The sequence below is a fragment of the Glaciimonas sp. GNP009 genome, assembly GCF_054343755.1.
Map to the genome: position 1 here is coordinate 2,647,695 of NZ_JBTGUV010000004.1, position 17,552 is coordinate 2,665,246.

15 protein-coding genes and 1 riboswitch are annotated in these 17,552 nt (G+C 49.9%); of the genes, 10 read left to right on the forward strand and 5 right to left on the reverse strand.

The genetic code is table 11. The annotated features are described in order from the left end of the window. Positions 1 to 447: 447 nt before the first annotated feature. Entirely contained in the window at positions 448 to 2,226 is a 1,779-nt protein-coding gene (locus ACXX82_RS12495; RefSeq protein ID WP_458563025.1) for a tetratricopeptide repeat protein, read from the forward strand. Between the two features lie 206 nt (positions 2,227 to 2,432). Here ACXX82_RS12495 and dapF read toward each other — a convergent pair whose 3' ends face one another. The 3 genes from dapF to ACXX82_RS12510 all read right to left on the reverse strand — a co-directional run bounded on the left by dapF (position 2,433) and on the right by ACXX82_RS12510 (position 5,154). After that, positions 2,433 to 3,299 (reverse strand): diaminopimelate epimerase, encoded by an 867-nt coding sequence (dapF, locus tag ACXX82_RS12500; protein ID WP_458563026.1) that lies wholly within the window; start codon positions 3,297 to 3,299, stop codon positions 2,433 to 2,435. A gap of 122 nt (positions 3,300 to 3,421) precedes the next feature. Then, on the reverse strand, positions 3,422 to 4,291 hold the full coding sequence (locus ACXX82_RS12505; protein WP_323507013.1) for an LpxL/LpxP family acyltransferase: 870 nt from the start codon (positions 4,289 to 4,291) through the stop codon (positions 3,422 to 3,424). Then, positions 4,288 to 5,154 (reverse strand): lysophospholipid acyltransferase family protein, encoded by an 867-nt coding sequence (locus ACXX82_RS12510; RefSeq protein ID WP_458563027.1) that lies wholly within the window; start codon positions 5,152 to 5,154, stop codon positions 4,288 to 4,290. Before ACXX82_RS12510 ends, ACXX82_RS12505 begins: the two co-directional genes overlap by 4 nt. Positions 5,155 to 5,591: 437 nt before the next feature. On the opposite strand from ACXX82_RS12510, the gene metK reads away from it, so the two are divergent. From metK to metF, 5 genes are all read left to right on the forward strand, one after another. Further along, complete coding sequence (gene metK / locus ACXX82_RS12515) at positions 5,592 to 6,749, forward strand: methionine adenosyltransferase (protein WP_322235153.1); 1,158 nt, start codon at positions 5,592 to 5,594, stop codon at positions 6,747 to 6,749. Between the two features lie 337 nt (positions 6,750 to 7,086). Beyond that, complete coding sequence (locus ACXX82_RS12520; RefSeq protein ID WP_322235155.1) at positions 7,087 to 8,163, forward strand: AI-2E family transporter; 1,077 nt, start codon at positions 7,087 to 7,089, stop codon at positions 8,161 to 8,163. A 209-nt stretch (positions 8,164 to 8,372) separates the two neighbouring features. Then, positions 8,373 to 8,448: riboswitch (S-adenosyl-L-homocysteine riboswitch) on the forward strand. Positions 8,449 to 8,474: 26 nt separating this feature from the next. Beyond that, a complete protein-coding gene (gene ahcY, locus ACXX82_RS12525; protein ID WP_458563028.1) occupies positions 8,475 to 9,908 on the forward strand; it encodes an adenosylhomocysteinase in 1,434 nt (477 codons plus the stop codon). A gap of 304 nt (positions 9,909 to 10,212) precedes the next feature. Further along, on the forward strand, positions 10,213 to 10,557 hold the full coding sequence (locus tag ACXX82_RS12530) for a phage holin family protein (RefSeq protein ID WP_322235158.1): 345 nt from the start codon (positions 10,213 to 10,215) through the stop codon (positions 10,555 to 10,557). Beyond that, positions 10,558 to 11,397 carry a methylenetetrahydrofolate reductase [NAD(P)H] gene (gene metF, locus ACXX82_RS12535; protein ID WP_322235160.1) on the forward strand — a complete coding sequence of 280 codons (840 nt, stop codon included), beginning with the start codon at positions 10,558 to 10,560 and terminating at the stop codon, positions 11,395 to 11,397. It begins immediately after the preceding gene. 137 nt (positions 11,398 to 11,534) lie between these two features. Here metF and ACXX82_RS12540 read toward each other — a convergent pair whose 3' ends face one another. Continuing rightward, on the reverse strand, positions 11,535 to 12,167 hold the full coding sequence (locus ACXX82_RS12540) for a 5-formyltetrahydrofolate cyclo-ligase (RefSeq protein ID WP_322235163.1): 633 nt from the start codon (positions 12,165 to 12,167) through the stop codon (positions 11,535 to 11,537). Between the two features lie 72 nt (positions 12,168 to 12,239). Here ACXX82_RS12540 and ACXX82_RS12545 point away from each other — a divergent pair, with 72 nt between their 5' ends. From ACXX82_RS12545 to ACXX82_RS12560, 4 genes are all read left to right on the forward strand, one after another. After that, positions 12,240 to 14,186, forward strand: coding sequence for a lytic transglycosylase domain-containing protein (locus ACXX82_RS12545; protein ID WP_322235165.1), 1,947 nt, complete (start codon positions 12,240 to 12,242; stop codon positions 14,184 to 14,186). A gap of 63 nt (positions 14,187 to 14,249) precedes the next feature. After that, a complete protein-coding gene (locus ACXX82_RS12550) occupies positions 14,250 to 14,951 on the forward strand; it encodes a glutathione S-transferase family protein (protein ID WP_323507016.1) in 702 nt (233 codons plus the stop codon). Between the two features lie 91 nt (positions 14,952 to 15,042). After that, the gene (locus ACXX82_RS12555; protein WP_322235172.1) at positions 15,043 to 16,311 is read left to right on the forward strand and encodes a multifunctional CCA addition/repair protein; all 1,269 of its coding nucleotides are present in this window, start codon (positions 15,043 to 15,045) and stop codon (positions 16,309 to 16,311) included. Next, positions 16,308 to 16,970 carry a GNAT family N-acetyltransferase gene (locus tag ACXX82_RS12560; protein ID WP_323507017.1) on the forward strand — a complete coding sequence of 221 codons (663 nt, stop codon included), beginning with the start codon at positions 16,308 to 16,310 and terminating at the stop codon, positions 16,968 to 16,970. The genes ACXX82_RS12555 and ACXX82_RS12560 overlap by 4 nt, the downstream gene beginning before the upstream one ends. Positions 16,971 to 17,027: 57 nt before the next feature. Here ACXX82_RS12560 and ACXX82_RS12565 read toward each other — a convergent pair whose 3' ends face one another. Next, positions 17,028 to 17,540 carry an Lrp/AsnC family transcriptional regulator gene (locus tag ACXX82_RS12565; RefSeq protein WP_323507018.1) on the reverse strand — a complete coding sequence of 171 codons (513 nt, stop codon included), beginning with the start codon at positions 17,538 to 17,540 and terminating at the stop codon, positions 17,028 to 17,030. Between the last annotated feature and the right edge of the window lie 12 nt (positions 17,541 to 17,552).

Here is a 17,552-nt window from a genome sequence, read left to right on the forward strand (position 1 = left end):
ACGGCGAGAGCCTTGTCGGGTGACCGTTTTTTACCAGTAATAAGCCGCTATTGATACGAATTACGACATAGGACTTGCTACTTGTTGTCTAGTTACTTCTTTATATCAAAGGCTGACTTGTTAAGCGCATCTGGAAAACCTCGCCACGATGTTTCTTATCCATAAATTGAGGAAGGCTCTTTAGCCAATAAATTGCAAAAATTTATTCTGCTGCTATATTTTGTAACTTATCCGACGTTAATCATAAATAGAACACTAATCGCTGATATTGCGCTAAGTTGGTGTAATGTTTTCTATATTGGTTGACTGGGCCGTTTTGCCGGATCGTTAAAATTAAAGAAATATCACTTTGTTGTATTAAAGCTGCGAACTTTATTCTATTTTGTTATCAAATAAAGGATTCTTCATTTATCGGGGATAATTTACGCTTTTGCATGATGGGTGTTTATGGCTAAACGGGAAGACTTAGCAATTATTAGGGCTGCGCGTGCTGGACAGGCGGCGGCCCAGCTCGCGCTCGGTCAACGCTACCTCTTTGGCGGGAACGGTTTGCCACAGAGCTTTCCGACTGCATTACATTGGTTGGATCGTGCTGCGCAACAGCAAGAGGTAGAGGCTTGGATCTTAATCGGGACGTATATTCAGCTTGATGTCGCCCGTGGTGCTACCAACCCGCTAGATTTATGCGCTTGGTATGAGCGCGCGTTTGACGCAGGCGTGATGCAGGCCGGATTGGTTTTAGCGCAATTGGTATTGGACATCAACATTCCAATCGATGAACGGGCTGCTTTAGAGGCTTATAAGCCTAAAGCTTTACAGGCACTGGAGGCAGCGGCGCATGCCGATATTCCCGAGGCCCAATGGCTATTAGCGCAGCACGCGGCGAGGATCGATCAAACGGCCGCCGCGCTTGTCAATTCGCACGCTGCAGAAGCCGATAGTAACGCCGGTAAAATGACGGGTGGTGCACATGTTGGTCTGCCGAGTCGCTCAAGTAATGCTTCGCGTTCCAGCCAAATGAACGGGGCTGATGAATTGACCGGTGAAGTTGCCCATCGGGCGCCAGTATCCGGCGCTGAAGCGACCGGTGCGACGCTGTCCTGGACCGCCCGCGCAGCTGACGCCGGAATCATGCAAGCACAACATTCGCTGGCGCAGATAGCCTGGGAAAAGCGCGACTGGACGGCGTTTTTAGAACGCGGCTTACCGTTGGCACGTGCCGTCGCGCAGCAATATGGTGGCGAATTGGCACAATTGCATGCTCCTTCCGAATATTTGGCGAGGCGTGTGGGTGAGGCAAATCTGTTGTTGTTAACGCGCTGTGCCCGCGCACTGATGATGACTACTGGATTTGATGCTAACGAGGTCCAGCAATTTTTAGAGTTGGCGGCCTCGGCTGACGACAAATCTGCTCAGCTCGATTTGGGGCTTTGGTATGCGCGGATGGATAGCGATGGCGGACGCATCATTGTTGGTGCTGGGTCGGCCAATTATAAAAAAGCGATACGTTGGCTGACACATGCGGGCGAGCGGGGATTATCCGAAGCTTGGTATGCGTTGTCACGAATATATTTGAAGTCTGAATTTTCTCAACGTAATTTGGTTGATATGCAACGCCATCTGGAGCATGCGGCTGAAATGGGGCATCGTGCAGCGCAGCTGGAATGTGGCGTCAGTGCGTGGCGCAATCGTCGTGAAAAGTTAACGAACGATGTTCAAGCGGTTTATTGGCTGCAAAAAGCAGCGACGCAAGGCAGTATTGAGGCCCAAACGTTGCTGACCAAGATTGCTGACCGCGCGCGTCCTATGGCGTGGGCCGTGAGCGCGAAACAACAACTGACGCGTGAGTTGGTCGCTGGTCATCCTTTTCTCGCGGCGCGTATTGAACTCGCCTTGTTATTTGGATTAAGTCGGCCAGAGGCTTTGTTGCTGGATTTAAATCAAGCTGATTGCGGTCACTGTCTGGTGGTGGATATCCGTACGTCTTACGCTCGCAGTAAGCGGCGGTTGGTGTTAATTGAGACGGGCGACGAGCGTCAGGCATTGAATCGGCTGGCGCGATTGTTCGAGGATGTCGATTGTGGCCCGCATGGTCCAGAGGGAAATTATCGGCAACGCTTGTATCGTTTTAAGACAGCACTGCCGGGTTTGGAGATGACGGATGCCGATACAGCGACCGAAGATGGTGAAGAGTTCGCTGAAACGTCTAACCAACTGAGCAACTAAGATTGCGTATTTAAATACGGGCGCCCAAATAGCGCGCCGCGGCCAAACGCTATGCTTAAGTACTTAGTTTTTGGCTTAATTAAAAATTAACGAGAAAATTTGCGTTGTAAAGTAATGAGTAATCAGCAATAAGTAGTTAGGAAGTTATTGGGTTTAATTTTTTACAACGCGCACCTTCCTGGCTACGTTCGTTGATACGTTCGTTTTTACGTTCGGCCTGCATCGATATCTATTTCACCTTCGAACACGGTCACGGCGGGACCAGTGAGTCTGACCGGTTGTCCAATGCCATTCCATGCGATAGATAGATCGCCGCCGTGAGTGCAGACTGCTACCGGTGAATCCAGCAACCCACGTTGAATACCCGCGACAACCGCAGCGCACGCGCCAGTGCCACAAGCTAAAGTTTCGCCCGCACCGCGTTCATACACGCGCAACTTGATCTGATGGCGATCAACAATTTGCATGAACCCAGCGTTGACGCGTTTTGGAAACCGCGGATGATGCTCAATGATAGGACCATCCACAAGAACCGGCGTGGCCTCAGTATCGCTGACGACCTGAATCGCATGTGGATTACCCATCGATACAACTGAAAACAGGATTAACTTGCCGTTGATTTCGAGTGGCCACAACGTGTCCGTACCTTGGCGTTCGCCTTGTAGAGCGCTTGCGTCAAAAGGTACGTCGGACGGCGCTAAAACAGGAGAGCCCATGTCAACAGTAATAGAGCCATCGTCTTCCAGCATTGGCTCGATCACGCCGCACATGGTTTCTACTTTGATGGAGCGCTTTTGGGTGAGACCTTTTTCAGTAACAAATTTGACGAACGCGCGCGCACCGTTCCCGCACTGCTCAACTTCTCCGCCATCAGCATTGTAAATGCGGTAACGGAAATCAACGCCCGCCGCTTGGGGTTTTTCAACGACCAACATCTGATCGGCACCGACTCCAAAGCGACGGTCAGCTAGTGCTTGCCATTGGACTTGTGTGAAATCGATATGCTGATTAATCGCATCAATGACAATGAAATCGTTACCCGCGCCGTGCATTTTTGTGAATGTGAGTTTCATGGTGTGATTATAGGGCGGTAAGAGAGAAAGTGCGCAACACGACGCTTCTGTAAAGTTGCCAGTTTTTTTGTCTCGTTACGTTATTTAGCGTTAAAAGTTCAAACTTGGTTTTCTTCATTTGATTAATAAGGCCCAGGTTCGCCCTGCGGTCTGGTTTTAAAGCGCTTATGCGCCCAAAAGTACTCTGCTGGCGCTTCAAGTATCCGCTCTTCAATAAATGCATTCATGCGTCGGGTCGCTTCCGTGACATCGTTGCCTGGATAGTTTTCCCAAGCCGGGTAAAAGGTAACTTTCCAACCTTTATAGCCCGGCAAGTACGTCGCGATCATCGGAACCACGCTGGCTTTGGTGGCGGCGGCAATTCTGGCGGGTGCGGTGAGTGTCGCTGCAGGAATGCCAAAGAATGGGACAAATTCGGCATCTTTGGTTCCAAAATCCATATCAGGCAACATGATGAAGGGAAATCCCTCCCGCATCGCACGGATGATTGGTTTCACACCTTGTTCGCGCGTGAATAATTTGACAGGGCGAAAACGCGACCGACCTTTAAGCAAAGCAGCATCCACCAACGGATCTTGTTGCCGAGAGTAAATGGTGCAAATCGAGAGCGACGAGTTGAGTACTAACGCAATGCCTGGAATTTCTAGACAGACAAAGTGCGGACATAGCAAAATGGTAGGTCCTGCACGGAGTGTGTCGAGCGGTAAGTCAGATTCAATTTTTATCAGTCGTTTGAGGCGCGCTTCAGAAGCCCACCACAACACACTGCGTTCCAGAGCGCTGCGTGAATAGGCTTGAAAATGGCGCCGTGCCAATATGACGCGGTCTGCTTCTGGCATATCAGGAAAACACAACCGCAGATTGATTAACGTAATGTGGCGACGTGGTTTCATGATGATGAACAGCAACGATCCTAACGCTTCGCCAAGAGGGCCAAGTATCCAGAGCGGCAGCCAATGTGTCAGCCATAACAAGAAAATCAGCGCTCTCATGGACGGTCCTTATTATCGGACGTTATATCAGTTGGCGCGCTGACGCCGGGCGGCGTTTTATAGCGGTTGTAGCTCCAGATATACTGGGATGGGCAACGGGCGATTAGTTTTTCCATGGCGATGTTAATCGCTTGGGCTTGCTGTTTTGGGGTATCACCTAACTCTTCTTCAAACGGCACAAACCGAATGACAAAACCACGGCCACAAGGTAGGCGTTCGGCATACGAAAGAATAATGGGCGCACCACTCATTTGATGCAATTTGGCCGATAAAGTCATCGTGTAAGCTGCTTTGCCAAAAAAATTAGCCCAGACGCCTTCACCGTTTTGTGGCACCTGATCGGGCAGCAAGCCGATGGCCTGACCTTTTTTGAGGGCTTTTAGCAAGGCACGCACGCCCGTTAGATTTGCTGGAGCGAGGTGCAAGTTAGGGCGCGCGCGCGCGCCTTCAATCAAGGGTTTTAATGCGGCTTTGCGTGGCGGTCGGTATAGCGCGGTGAGCGATGTTTTGGCGGCAATTGCTTGAGCGATGATTTCAAAACAACCCAAATGCGGCGTCAAAAAAATGACCCCAGTTTTGGCGTCAAGCGCGGCCTGTGCCAACTCCCAATTTTCGATGCTGGCCGTACGTAATACCTTCTCTGGCGGCGCGCACCAGACAAAAGGAAGCTCAAACATGCTTTTGCCGGACTCGCGAATCGCTTGAGACAAATAGCGTTTATAACCGGCACGGGCAAGGTTAGTTTTTAATTTGCGTCGATACGATGGCGATAACAAATATACCAGCCAACCGACAGCAGAACCGATTGCGTGCAACGCAAATAGCGGTAATTTAGATAAAAGTTGAAAGAGTTTGACAAGCATTGGACGGTGGGAAGGGGCGTTTTGCCGAAAAGTTGTAAAAGGCGTAAAATAACATACGTAGGATAAACAAATACATTGATGTACTTATATTAGTGTTTAATAATTAGCTAATGCAACTAGCTTATTCGTCGGCTTGTTAGCTAACTTAAAAAGCATTAACTTAAGCATTAACTTAAGCAGCAACTTAAGCAGCAAATCGATAAATCGCTTATTCTATTAGCGTTACATTCAATGTGTAGCAAGAGTTGCAAGAAATTGGACCAGCCAAATCAGTCATTAATTTGGATCATGCCAGTTTCGCCGGATTTACAGGATTTCACCCGCCGAGTTAATAGACAACTTGCGAAGCGGTATACAAATTTCGCTAAAGCGTCGCAGGCTCTACAGTAGGACTGCGGCACGGTCACCACTGTATTTCTTTCTGGCAGGAGCCTGTTATGACACATGAATACCTCTTCACCTCTGAATCCGTTTCTGAGGGACATCCCGACAAAGTCGCGGATCAAATTTCCGATGCTATTCTGGACGCCATTTTGGCCCAAGATCCAAATGGACGCGTTGCTGCCGAAACATTGGTTAATACCGGTCTGGTTGTTCTGGCCGGTGAAGTCACAACGTTTGCTAACGTCGATTACATCAACGTGGCACGTGAGACCATCAAGCGCATCGGTTACGATAATGCTGACTTCGGTATCGATTACAAAAGCTGCGCGGTGCTGGTGGCGTACGACAAGCAATCGCCGGACATCGCTCAAGGTGTTGATGAAGGCAAGGGACTGGATCTGGATCAGGGCGCGGGCGATCAGGGTTTGATGTTTGGTTACGCTTGTGACGAAACCCCGGAACTGATGCCAGCCGCTATTTATTACGCACATCGGATTGTTGAGCGCCAGTCGCAATTGCGCAGAGACGGGCGTTTGCCATGGCTGCGTCCGGACGCAAAATCACAGGTGACGCTGAAGTATGTTGACGGTGTACCCGTCGCGATTGACACGATTGTGTTGTCAACACAGCATGCGCCTGAAATGCAACACAGGGCTATTGAAGAAGCCGCCATCGAAGAAATTATCAAGCCAGTCGTGCCGAAAGAATGGCTACAAAACACGCGTTATCTAATCAATCCTACGGGGCGGTTCGTCATCGGTGGACCGCAAGGGGATTGTGGATTGACTGGTCGTAAAATTATTGTGGATACTTACGGTGGTGCCGCACCGCACGGCGGCGGCGCTTTTTCGGGCAAGGATCCATCAAAGGTCGATCGTTCTGCCGCCTACGCTGGCCGTTATGTCGCCAAAAATATCGTTGCAGCCGGTTTGGCGACGCGTTGCCAAATTCAGGTGTCATATGCGATTGGTATTGCTAAACCGACCTCCGTGATGGTAACGACGTTCGGAACTGGCAAGATCAGCGATGAAAAACTGGCCCAGCTGGTATTGGAGCATTTTGACCTGCGTCCAAAAGGTATCGTGCAAATGCTTGATCTGTTACGTCCAATCTATGAAAAAACTGCTGCATACGGACACTTTGGTCGTGAAGAGCCAGAATTTACCTGGGAACGCACTGACAAAGCAGCGGCGCTCAAAGCAGCAATTTGATTGTGTTTCGATAGTAGCAGCGTGACGATTTTGTAACGCCATCATTTACCGCCTATGCTAATCACTCGCGTTAGCTAGCGCGGAATCGACGGGAAGTAGGCTTCGGCTAAAACGGAAACGTTTCGGCTGGATGTCCTGCTTTCGCGTTGTCTTGTTTTTGATTTATACCATCCAATTGCCTCAGAACAGGCGCAAAATACTGATTAATTGATGCTTTGCGGATACCTAACTACTTGATACACTGAGTTGTTTCTTCTGCAAGATTCATTCAGCAGCATCGGTCGCTTTGCCGTGCATATTTCATTTTGTAGTTTGTGCTTATCGGGTTTTACCTATCATGGCCGCAATCAAATCTTCCGCCAAACAGACGACTGCCGTTCAAATGCAGCCGCCCAGACGCCGTCCAGTGACAAGCGGGGTGTCTTCTTTTCGCATTGCTGCTTGGCTGATCGCGATTGTGGTCTTGGTTTTGGTCTTGACGCTGCATATGCTGACCGCGTTATTGGCAGGATTGCTGGTGTATCAATTGGTGCGTTCATTGACGCCACTGATCGAGCGACGCCTCACCAGTGAGCGCTCACATCTTATAGCAGTTGTGTTGCTTTCTACGGTTATTATTGGCGTTCTCACCGGCATTATTCTGGGTTTGGTAGCGTTCTTCCACGGTGGACCTGATCGCATGTTGGTCATTCAATCCAAGTTGATGGATGTCATCGATCAGGCGCGTACGCAGATGCCGACGGTACTGCAACGATTTTTGCCGGATGATATCGTTGGTACTCGGCAAATGGTCACCGAATTTATAGAATCCCATAGCGGCGAACTTAAGCTGGCGGGAAAAGAAGCGGTACAAGTCTTTATTCATGTGTTGGTTGGTATGGTATTGGGAGCGATGGTCGCAATGACTGCAGAACATCCATTGCCGGTACTACAGCCCTTGGCTTCTGAGTTGTTAGAACGCGCAAGATTGCTGGCCGACGCTTTTCGTCGCATCGTATTTGCGCAGATTAAGATCTCGTTGCTCAATACCACCCTGACGGCAATTTTTTTGCTGGTGATATTACGCTTGGCGGGCGTCCATTTGCCATTGACCAAAACAATGATTGTAGTCACTTTTTTGGCTGGATTACTTCCTGTAATCGGCAACTTAATTTCGAATTCCGTGATCGTTGTTGTGGCATTGTCAGTTTCTTTATACGTTGCATTGGCCGCACTGGTATTTCTGATTGTGGTTCATAAGCTGGAATATTTTTTAAACGCCCGGATTGTCGGTTCGCAAATTAATGCACGTAGCTGGGAATTGTTGCTAATGATGGTTCTGGCTGAAGCAGCGTTCGGCTTGCCCGGATTGGTGGCAGCACCGGTTTATTACGCTTATATTAAAAGCGAACTTTACGAAATGGGCTGGGTTTGAGGGTGGCTAGACAATGATTGTTTTCTTTTTAAGTACCGAATAAATATCGAATAAACAGTCAGCGAGAACTGAATAAGTATCGAATAAGCACTGAAAATTGTTACAGACACCTTTCCAAAAAGTGTCAATAAACTTTATTTTTGCGCATTTGGCATGATCCAATCGCAAAGCCATGAAAGCAATGGCAATTTGATTTAGAATACTGACTTCGTGCCAAGGAGCGTTGCGACAGACACAGTCTGCCAGGCTTGGTATCGTCTCTACAAGCAACCGCGCTCACGTTACTTTTTTTCTAACGAAAGGAGGGCGTGATGAACGCCGTTGTAATGAAATCCATCCCTACTACTCTTGTTTCTTCCGATTATGTGGTTGCCGATATCAGCTTGGCTGGTTGGGGCGATAAAGAAATCCGCATAGCCGAGACCGAAATGCCAGGTCTGATCGCCATTCGTCAAGAATTTGCGGCGGCGCAACCGCTGAAAGGCGCACGCATCACCGGTTCGATTCACATGACGATTCAAACCGCAGTGTTGATTCAAACGCTGGAAGCGCTTGGCGCCAAAGTGCGTTGGGCATCATGCAATATCTACTCAACCCAAGATCACGCGGCCGCGGCAATTGCTGCCGCTGGAACGCCGGTATTCGCTTTTAAAGGCGAATCGCTGGATGAGTATTGGGAATTCACGCATCGCATTTTTGAATGGCCGGGCGAAGAGCAAGCCAACATGATTCTCGACGATGGTGGCGACGCTACTTTGTTGTTGCATCTCGGCACGCGTGCAGAAAAAGACGCGTCAGTGTTGAACGATCCTACTTCGGAAGAAGAAATTTGCCTTTACAACGCCATCAAGAAAAAGCTGGCAACGTCACCGCAATGGTATTCGACCCGTTTGGCACAAATTAAAGGTGTCACCGAAGAAACCACAACCGGTGTGCATCGTTTGTATCAAATGCACAAGGAAGGCAAATTAGCTTTCCCTGCAATCAACGTTAACGATTCAGTCACCAAGTCAAAGTTTGATAACTTGTATGGCTGCCGTGAGTCATTGGTTGACGGTATCAAGCGTGCAACAGACGTCATGATTGCCGGTAAAGTTGCCGTCATCGCCGGTTATGGCGATGTGGGTAAAGGTTCTGCGCAAGCAATGCGGGCGCTATCGGCCCAAGTGTGGGTGACAGAAATCGATCCAATCTGCGCGCTGCAAGCAGCGATGGAAGGTTATCGCGTTGTGACCATGGATTATGCGGCGGAGCACGGTGATATTTTTGTTACCTGTACTGGCAATTATCACGTCATCACCCACGACCATATGGCGAAGATGAAAGATCAGGCGATTGTCTGCAATATTGGCCATTTCGATAACGAAATCGAAGTCGCTGCATTGAAGAAATATACTTGGGAAAACATCAAGCCACAAGTCGATCACGTTATTTTTCCCGACGGCAAACGCATCATCTTGCTGGCTGAAGGTCGTTTGGTCAATTTGGGTTGCGGTACTGGCCATCCATCGTATGTAATGAGCTCGTCGTTTGCGAATCAAACCATCGCGCAAATCGAATTATTCGCCAATACGAAGGCTTATCCAATCGGTGTTTATACGTTGCCGAAGCATTTGGATGAAAAGGTCGCACGCTTGCAATTGCAAAAACTGAATGCACAACTTAGTGTGCTCACGGAAGAGCAAGCGGCCTACATCGGCGTGAAACAAACCGGCCCTTATAAGCCGGAACAATATCGTTATTAATATTGACGAAACAGGGCCAAATCAGCGGCCTGTGTGAACAATTCTGCGCTACGCGTTAAATCGCTATTTGTCTTATTTGTCCTGATTATTTAAGTGGTGACACTCGAGACGAATGACTTTTTAAAGCTGGCTTTGATATCAGATAAGGAATAGCGAAGAGATGCTTCAAGCTATTCCGATTTTCACACCAGACGGCTTCAAATCGTGTCGTTTTGGGGGGTGGAACTGGCAATCAGCCGGGGTAATTGGCCTGATTGGTTGTGCGAATATAGGCATCATACAAGTTACAAAATAGGAGAAATGAATGCGTTTGTTGGTGACGTGGTTAATTAACGCGCTGGCGCTGCTGGCGGTGCCATATTTGATGCATTCAGTGTCGGTCGATAGTTTTGGTGCTGCGCTGGTTGCTGCATTGATTCTGGGTTTCGTGAACACGTTGATTCGTCCAATTTTATTGGTATTGACTTTGCCAGCGACGGTATTGACGTTGGGTTTGTTCATTTTTATCATCAACGGCTTGATGTTTTGGGTGGTTGCGCAATTGGTTGGTGGCTTTCATGTTGCCAGTTTCTGGGCGGCAGTTGGCGGCGCCATTTTGTACAGCATCGTCTCGTGGGCCTTGTCTACTTTGTTACTGAAAAAAAATTAAATGTCTTCTCATAATTTCAGCATTGAATTTTTCCCACCAAAGACGCCAGAAGGCGCAGAGAAACTACGCGTAACGCGGGCAAAACTGGCTGAACTGCATCCGAAATATTTTTCGGTCACGTTCGGCGCTGGTGGTTCAACGCAAAAAGGAACGCTTGACACCGTACTGGAGATTCGTGGCGAGGGACATGATGCCGCTCCGCATATTTCTTGTCTGGGCAGTTCTCGCGAATCCTTGCGTGCCATCCTGACGCAGTACAAAGAGAACGGTATTAAGCGCTTAGTCGCCTTGCGTGGAGATGCCCCGAGCGGTTATGGCGGCGTGGATTTTTCATCAAGCGAATTTCGTTATGCGAATGAGTTAGTCGAGTTTATTCGTATCGAAACAGGCGATTGGTTTCATATCGAAGTGGCGGCTTACCCCGAAATGCATCCGCAGGCAAAATCGCCGCAAGACGATGTGCAACGATTTGCCGCCAAGGTAAAAGCTGGCGCGAACGGTGCCATTACGCAGTACTTTTACAACTCTGATGCCTATTTTCGGTTTGTAGAGGAAGCGCAAAAATTAGGCGCGACTGTGCCCGTTATTGCCGGAATCATGCCCATTACTAACTATTCGCAGTTAATGCGTTTTTCGGATATGTGCGGTACCGAGATTCCGCGTTGGATTCGCCTAAAGCTTGCCGCTTACGGTGATGATACCGAGTCGATACGCGCATTTGGTCTTGATGTGGTGACGCAGTTATGTGAGCGCTTGCTTGCTGGCGGTGCACCGGGTTTGCATTTTTACACACTTAACAATGCTGCGGCTACGACTGCAATCTGGCAGCGCTTGAAGTAAATTTTTCGGAACCTGCTGTGCTCCGCACCAGCGTGCGATTGGGCTTCTTGGTAGAACCTTGAGGGTACGGTTCCGAAAAAAGTCTAATGCGTTATTTGACGTATTATTTAACGCATTCTCTGACACATTAATCATTCTTAAAAGCAAGCGCTCTCCGTAAAAATCCGGTCCAAAGCGATATCGTGATGCGCGCCATCAAAGCCCACCAATCCAGCTGAATAGCCAATGCCAAGTGCGATTGGTCGTGGTTCTATTGCGAGGGTGCGATCATAAAATCCACCGCCATAACCGAGGCGTAGCCGTTGCGCGTTAAAGCCGACGCACGGTATCAATAGCGCCCTTGGAATGACTACTTCTCCGTTCGCCGGGATTGCCACACCAAAGCTGTCTTTGATCATGGCTTCACCTGGTTGCCATCGGATGAACTGAAGCGGCGCATTTTTGCCAACGACGACTGGCAACGCCAACTGCACACCGCGTGCGATCAATGTCTTATAGGCTGGTCGCAAATCCGGTTCGTCGCGTATCGGCCAATAGACGCCTAGTACGCCCGATACCGGAAATCTGCCCGATGTGACTTCAGAATTGCCGTCTGATAAGGCCGTTGCCCAGTCGATAACCCGTTCGCCAATGGCAGTATCGAACGTTAGGCGCTGATCTGCTGAAATGGCTTTACGCGCAGCCAGCAGCGCGATGCGTAAAAGTCCCTTTTCGGCAACGTTTTCATGGCCCGAATCAGACGCATCACATGCTATGCTTGGGTTGGTCATTGGTACTCGCAGATTGAGGGTTGTTAAGGTATGTATAGAGCAAAATTCGCAACAAAATGGGTAGTTAGTGTAATGTTTTCGGCTGCGGCATCGGTGGCGATAGTGCCAGCGGCCACGGCACAAACGAACTCCACAACCACTCTTGGCAATGTCAGTAACGTTGGCGATCAGGATGCAACGTTTCTCGCCCTCCGCGATGCTTCGCGCGCCAACAAGACTGATAAAGTGGATGCATTGGCGTCTGTGTTAAGCAATTATGACATCCCTTCGTATGTTGACTATTATCGTCTGAAACCGCGCATCAAGGATTTGGTCGCGCCGGAACCAGAGATACGTGAATATTTGGCGCGTTATGACGGTACGGCGATTGCGGATCGCTTACGTAATGATTGGCTTCTTGAACTCGGCAAGGCCGGTATCTGGAATACGTTTGATCAACAATATCCGTTGTTTGCACTGGACGACGATACTCAGCTTAAATGCTACGCGCTGACATCTAAAGCGTTAAAAGGCGTGAATGTTGCCGATGAGGCGCGTGCGTTGTTGATTACGCCGAAGGATTTCGGGCAAGGTTGCACTGATTTAATCGGCACGCTGGCGCAAAATGGTCAATTTACGCAAACCGATTTATGGTTTCAGGTGCGGCAGGCGGTTGAGTCCGGTTTTGGTGGCGTGGCTCGTCGGATGGCTCCCTTTATGGACGCTACTGACGCGCAAATAGCGCAGGCGATTGATCGATCAGCGTCTGTTGTCGCCCGCGGACCGGGTGCTGACCGCGTGGGGCATGAGCTTTTTATCATTGCGTTAGGCCGCGTAGCTAAAAATGATCCATCTCAAGCCGCTGCTGCATTGACTGCTTCTGCCGATCAGTTGAAGGCATCGGAACGCTCACTTGGTTGGTCGCAGATCGCGTTGCCAGCGGCATTAAAGCTTGATCCGCGAGCCGTGGATTATTGGCGGGCTGCACAGGGCGCACCGCTCTCTCAGGATGGGTATCAATGGAGCGTGCGTTCGGCGCTGCGCGCGGGTGACTGGAAATTGGTCAAAAGCAGTATTGAAGCAATGCCTTTGCCCTTGCGCGACGATCCGGCCTGGGTTTATTGGTTAGGCCGCTCGTTGATGGCCGATGGACGCAACGAACAAGCGCAAAAACTATTTCAGTCGATTGCAGATCAAACCAATTTCTACGGACAATTGGCGCTGGAAGAGATGGGACAAAAAATAGTTGTCATCGGAACGCCTTCAGTGATCACACCGCTCGAATTGGCACCGATGCAAAAAAATGCTGGTTTTCAGCGCGCCTTCCGCTTTTTCGATATGGGACTGCGGTTTGAAGGCACGCGCGAATGGAACTGGGAGTTGCGAAAAATGACTGATCGCCAGTTATTGGCGGCGGCCGAGTTTGCGCGTCAGAGTGACGTTCTGGATCGGATGGTCAATACCTCGGATCGGACTAAAATCGAAGTCGATTTCACTCAACGCTTTCCTTCGCCGCATCGCGAAATCATGACCACGAATACAAGCGCGCTGGGATTGGATATGGCGTGGGTGTATGGCGTGATTCGCCAAGAGTCGCGTTTTGTTAAAACGGCGCGTTCACATGTTGGTGCATCGGGTCTGATGCAGTTGATGCCGGCAACCGCACGATATGTGGCTAAAAAAGTAGGCGTGACAGGTTTTACGGCGGATCAGGTGAACGATGTCGATACGAACATCATGCTGGGTACCAATTATTTAAGCATGGTCCTCAATGATCTGGACGGCTCGTTACCCATGGCGACCGCTGCCTATAACGCCGGTCCGGGACGACCGCGGTCATGGCGTGCAACGTTGCCCGGTAGCGTCGAAGGCGCTATCTTCGCTGAGTCGATTCCATTTAATGAGACGCGCGGTTATGTGAAAAATGTGCTTTCCAATGCCACTTACTATGCGGCGTTATTTGATGGTCGTCCGCAATCGCTGAAGGCGCGTTTGGGAAGTGTGGCACCGAAAGGTATCACAGTATCGGCGTTGCCATAAGCTTAAGGAACGGTGGTGGCGATATGGACATTTTTATTTGTAAACAACGCTGAAAGATAAGCTATGCAAACTACACAACGCGACGCTACTTTGTCTGAAGTATTGAAAAATGCCGGTAAGCCGGGTATGACGCTGGTGATCGGTAATAAAAATTATTCGTCTTGGTCGATGCGTCCTTGGGTCGTTCTGAAGGCGTTTGGTGTTCCCTTTAATGAAGTCCGGATTTTATTGGATCAACCGACCACGGCGAACGATATTTCGCGCTATTCTGCGGCAGGGAAAGTGCCCGTGCTAATAGTCGGCGATTTGCATATTTGGGATTCACTGGCGATCTGCGAATATCTGGCGGAGCAGTTTCCAGAAGCCGGTATGTGGCCAAAAGATAGCGCCGCAAGGGCAGTTGCGAGGTCGGTTTGTGCTGAGATGCATTCTGGTTTTGCTGGTCTTCGTTCTGCGATGTCGATGGATATTCGCGCCCGTCACCCGGGTCAGGGTCGCACGCCGCAATCGCAAGGAGACATTGGACGGATTAGCGAGATATGGGAAGACTGTTTGTCGGAGTTCGGTCACCATCGTTTCTTGTTCGGCGATTTTTCAATTGCGGATGCTTTTTTCGCGCCAGTGGTAATGCGGTTTCGCATCTTTGGTGTTTCGTTGGCGCCAGCGTTGCAAGCCTATGTTGAGCGCGTACAAGCGCATCCTGCTGTTGCTCAATGGGTGCGTGAAGCAATCGAAGAGCCGGAAGTCTTGCCGGACCACGGTTGATGATGGCGGTTCCATCCTTGATGTACATGTTATCTGAAGCTTTTTTTGAGTTTGTTCGGCATTCAGTTTATGCAGTTGCACTATATCGACGATGAAAATATTTGTAGTGGGTGGCGCGGTGCGCGATGAGTTACTTGGTCTTGCGATTAAAGACCGCGATTTCGTAGTGGTTGGTGCCACGCCGGAAGAGATGTTGGCGCGCCGTTTTCGCCCGGTAGGAAAAGATTTTCCGGTCTTTTTGCATCCCGATACGCAGGAAGAATATGCGCTGGCGCGGACCGAGCGTAAGACTGCACCCGGTTATAAGGGGTTTGTATTTCACGCCGACCCTGACGTCACGCTTGAGCAAGATTTAATCCGCCGCGATCTGACGATCAACGCGATCGCCCGTGGTGACGATGGCGCGATAGTTGATCCTTTTGGTGGACAAGCAGATTTGCAGGCGCGGATATTTCGCCACGTGTCGGATGCATTTGCAGAAGATCCGGTGCGCATCCTGCGCGTCGCCAGATTTGCTGCACGATTTACCGAATTTTCAGTCGCCCCCGAAACTAACGCGCTGATGCAGCAAATGGTGGGCGCGGGGGAAGTGGATGCTTTGGTACCGGAACGGGTGTGGCAAGAGTTATCACGCGGGTTGATGGACGCGTGTCCGTCACGCATGTTCGAGGTGTTGCGCGGGTGCGGCGCATTGGCAAGAATCTTACCTGAACTCAATGTTCTTTGGGGTGTTCCGCAGCCGGAAAAATATCATCCTGAAATTGATACCGGCAAGCACGTCATGATGGTGATTGATATGGCTGCCAAAGAAAACATGCCATTGCCAGTGCGCTTTGCGGCTTTGATGCATGATCTTGGTAAGGGTGTGACGCCAGTCTCTGAATGGCCAAGCCATCATGGGCATGAAGGTCTCGGTGTGAAGTTGGTTGAGCAGGTTTGTAAGCGCTTGAAGGTGCAGAGCGAAGTACGCGATCTGGCAGTTATGACCACGCGCGAACACGGCAACATTGGCCGTGCTTTCGCGTTACGGGCGAAGACCATTGTTACTTTATTCGGGCGTTGTGATGCGTTTCGTAAGCCACAGCGATTTCTTGCTATGCTCGATGCAACAGAATGCGACTATCGCGGCAGAACCGGTTATGGAGACCTACCATTTCCACAAAAGCCGTTCCTGCAAGCGGTATTGCGTGCGGCGCAATCGGTGAATGCCGGTGAAATTGCTGGTGGCTTCGCGCATGCGCCGCAACGTATACCGGACGCGCTACACGCTGCGCGGACTGCTGCGGTAGAAGCGACAATATTGTTGGCGAGACCAACCTTGCCGAAACCGCCACACACCACGGATCCAGAAACCTCATGAGTGCTGCGGATAATCCAGTAATCGTCAAAATGCCAAGACCCACCATCTATGTGAAGGAGTTGTCGCGGCATGCGCGCAAGCGATTGTTGCGTCACTTTTTAGCGTTGGATAGCGGCGATCGGCTATTGCGGTTTGGCTCAGTATTGCCGGATACATTGGTGACGCGTTATGTCGAGGGTTTGGATTTTGATCGCGATACTATTTTTGGCGTGTACGACCGCAAATTACGATTGCTCGGCGCGGGTCATCTGGCATTTGCTCCACGAGAAGCGTTGCCATCCATGCGCGCCGCCACCACCAAAGAGCGGGTCGCCGAGTTTGGTGTCTCGGTATCGACGATTGCACGCGGCATGGGCGTTGGTACGCGCTTGTTTGAGCGTGCTGCGATTCATTGCCGGAATGCCGATATCGATACGTTATATGTGCATTGCCTGTCGTCCAACAAGGTCATGATGCATATTGCAAAAAAAGCCGGGATGACGATTCATCGCGATTATGGCGAGGCTGACGCTTATCTCAAGTTATTACCGGCCAGTCCAGCGACGGTTATTCAAGAGGCCATGCAAGAGCAGGTGGCGACGCTTGATTACACCTTAAAAGCGAACGTGCGCGCTGCGTTGAAGTGGCTGGGCAATTTGCCGGGTTTCAAGCGTAAATAGTGTAAGCCCGGTAAGCCTGGCAAGACCGAGTTCAATTGTCGTAAATGAAAAATAATATTAAAGCAGTGGTAATGCAGTCGTATCCTTTAATCGCTGTAGTGCGAAGCTCGATTTAACATCTAACACCGCCGGATGGCGCAGCAGCGTCTCCATCATGAAGCGCGAAAAATGCGTCATGTCTTCAACGTGCACCCGCAACAAATAATCCATTTCACCAGTCATCGCGTAACAGGCTACGACTTCTGGCCAATGCGTTACCGACGCCGAAAAATCATCCCGTGGGGAATGCGTAATGGGCGTATTGGGGCGACTGCCGCTGGGTTGCGAAGCGCCATGTTTTTCCAGTCGGACATTAACGTAAGCTAGTAAACCTAATCCAATTTTTTCCGGTGCGAGTAATGCGACATATTGGCGAATGACGCCCGCCTCTTCCAGACGTTTGATACGTCTCAAGCAAGGGGAGGGCGACAGGTTTACGCGTTCAGCGACCTCTTGATTGGTGAGGCGTCCATCCTCCTGCAAAATTGCCAGAATTTTACGATCAGTTTTATCAAAGTTTATCGCAGCCATAAAATACCTTGA

Coding starts and splice junctions, on each gene's coding strand:
- ACXX82_RS12495 (WP_458563025.1), top strand. CDS start 448: ATGGCTAAACGGGAAGACTTAGCAATTATTAGGGCTGCGCGTGCTGGA.
- dapF (WP_458563026.1), bottom strand. CDS start 3,299: ATGAAACTCACATTCACAAAAATGCACGGCGCGGGTAACGATTTCATT.
- ACXX82_RS12505 (WP_323507013.1), bottom strand. CDS start 4,291: ATGAGAGCGCTGATTTTCTTGTTATGGCTGACACATTGGCTGCCGCTC.
- ACXX82_RS12510 (WP_458563027.1), bottom strand. CDS start 5,154: ATGCTTGTCAAACTCTTTCAACTTTTATCTAAATTACCGCTATTTGCG.
- metK (WP_322235153.1), top strand. CDS start 5,592: ATGACACATGAATACCTCTTCACCTCTGAATCCGTTTCTGAGGGACAT.
- ACXX82_RS12520 (WP_322235155.1), top strand. CDS start 7,087: ATGGCCGCAATCAAATCTTCCGCCAAACAGACGACTGCCGTTCAAATG.
- ahcY (WP_458563028.1), top strand. CDS start 8,475: ATGAACGCCGTTGTAATGAAATCCATCCCTACTACTCTTGTTTCTTCC.
- ACXX82_RS12530 (WP_322235158.1), top strand. CDS start 10,213: ATGCGTTTGTTGGTGACGTGGTTAATTAACGCGCTGGCGCTGCTGGCG.
- metF (WP_322235160.1), top strand. CDS start 10,558: ATGTCTTCTCATAATTTCAGCATTGAATTTTTCCCACCAAAGACGCCA.
- ACXX82_RS12540 (WP_322235163.1), bottom strand. CDS start 12,167: ATGACCAACCCAAGCATAGCATGTGATGCGTCTGATTCGGGCCATGAA.
- ACXX82_RS12545 (WP_322235165.1), top strand. CDS start 12,240: ATGTTTTCGGCTGCGGCATCGGTGGCGATAGTGCCAGCGGCCACGGCA.
- ACXX82_RS12550 (WP_323507016.1), top strand. CDS start 14,250: ATGCAAACTACACAACGCGACGCTACTTTGTCTGAAGTATTGAAAAAT.
- ACXX82_RS12555 (WP_322235172.1), top strand. CDS start 15,043: ATGAAAATATTTGTAGTGGGTGGCGCGGTGCGCGATGAGTTACTTGGT.
- ACXX82_RS12560 (WP_323507017.1), top strand. CDS start 16,308: ATGAGTGCTGCGGATAATCCAGTAATCGTCAAAATGCCAAGACCCACC.
- ACXX82_RS12565 (WP_323507018.1), bottom strand. CDS start 17,540: ATGGCTGCGATAAACTTTGATAAAACTGATCGTAAAATTCTGGCAATT.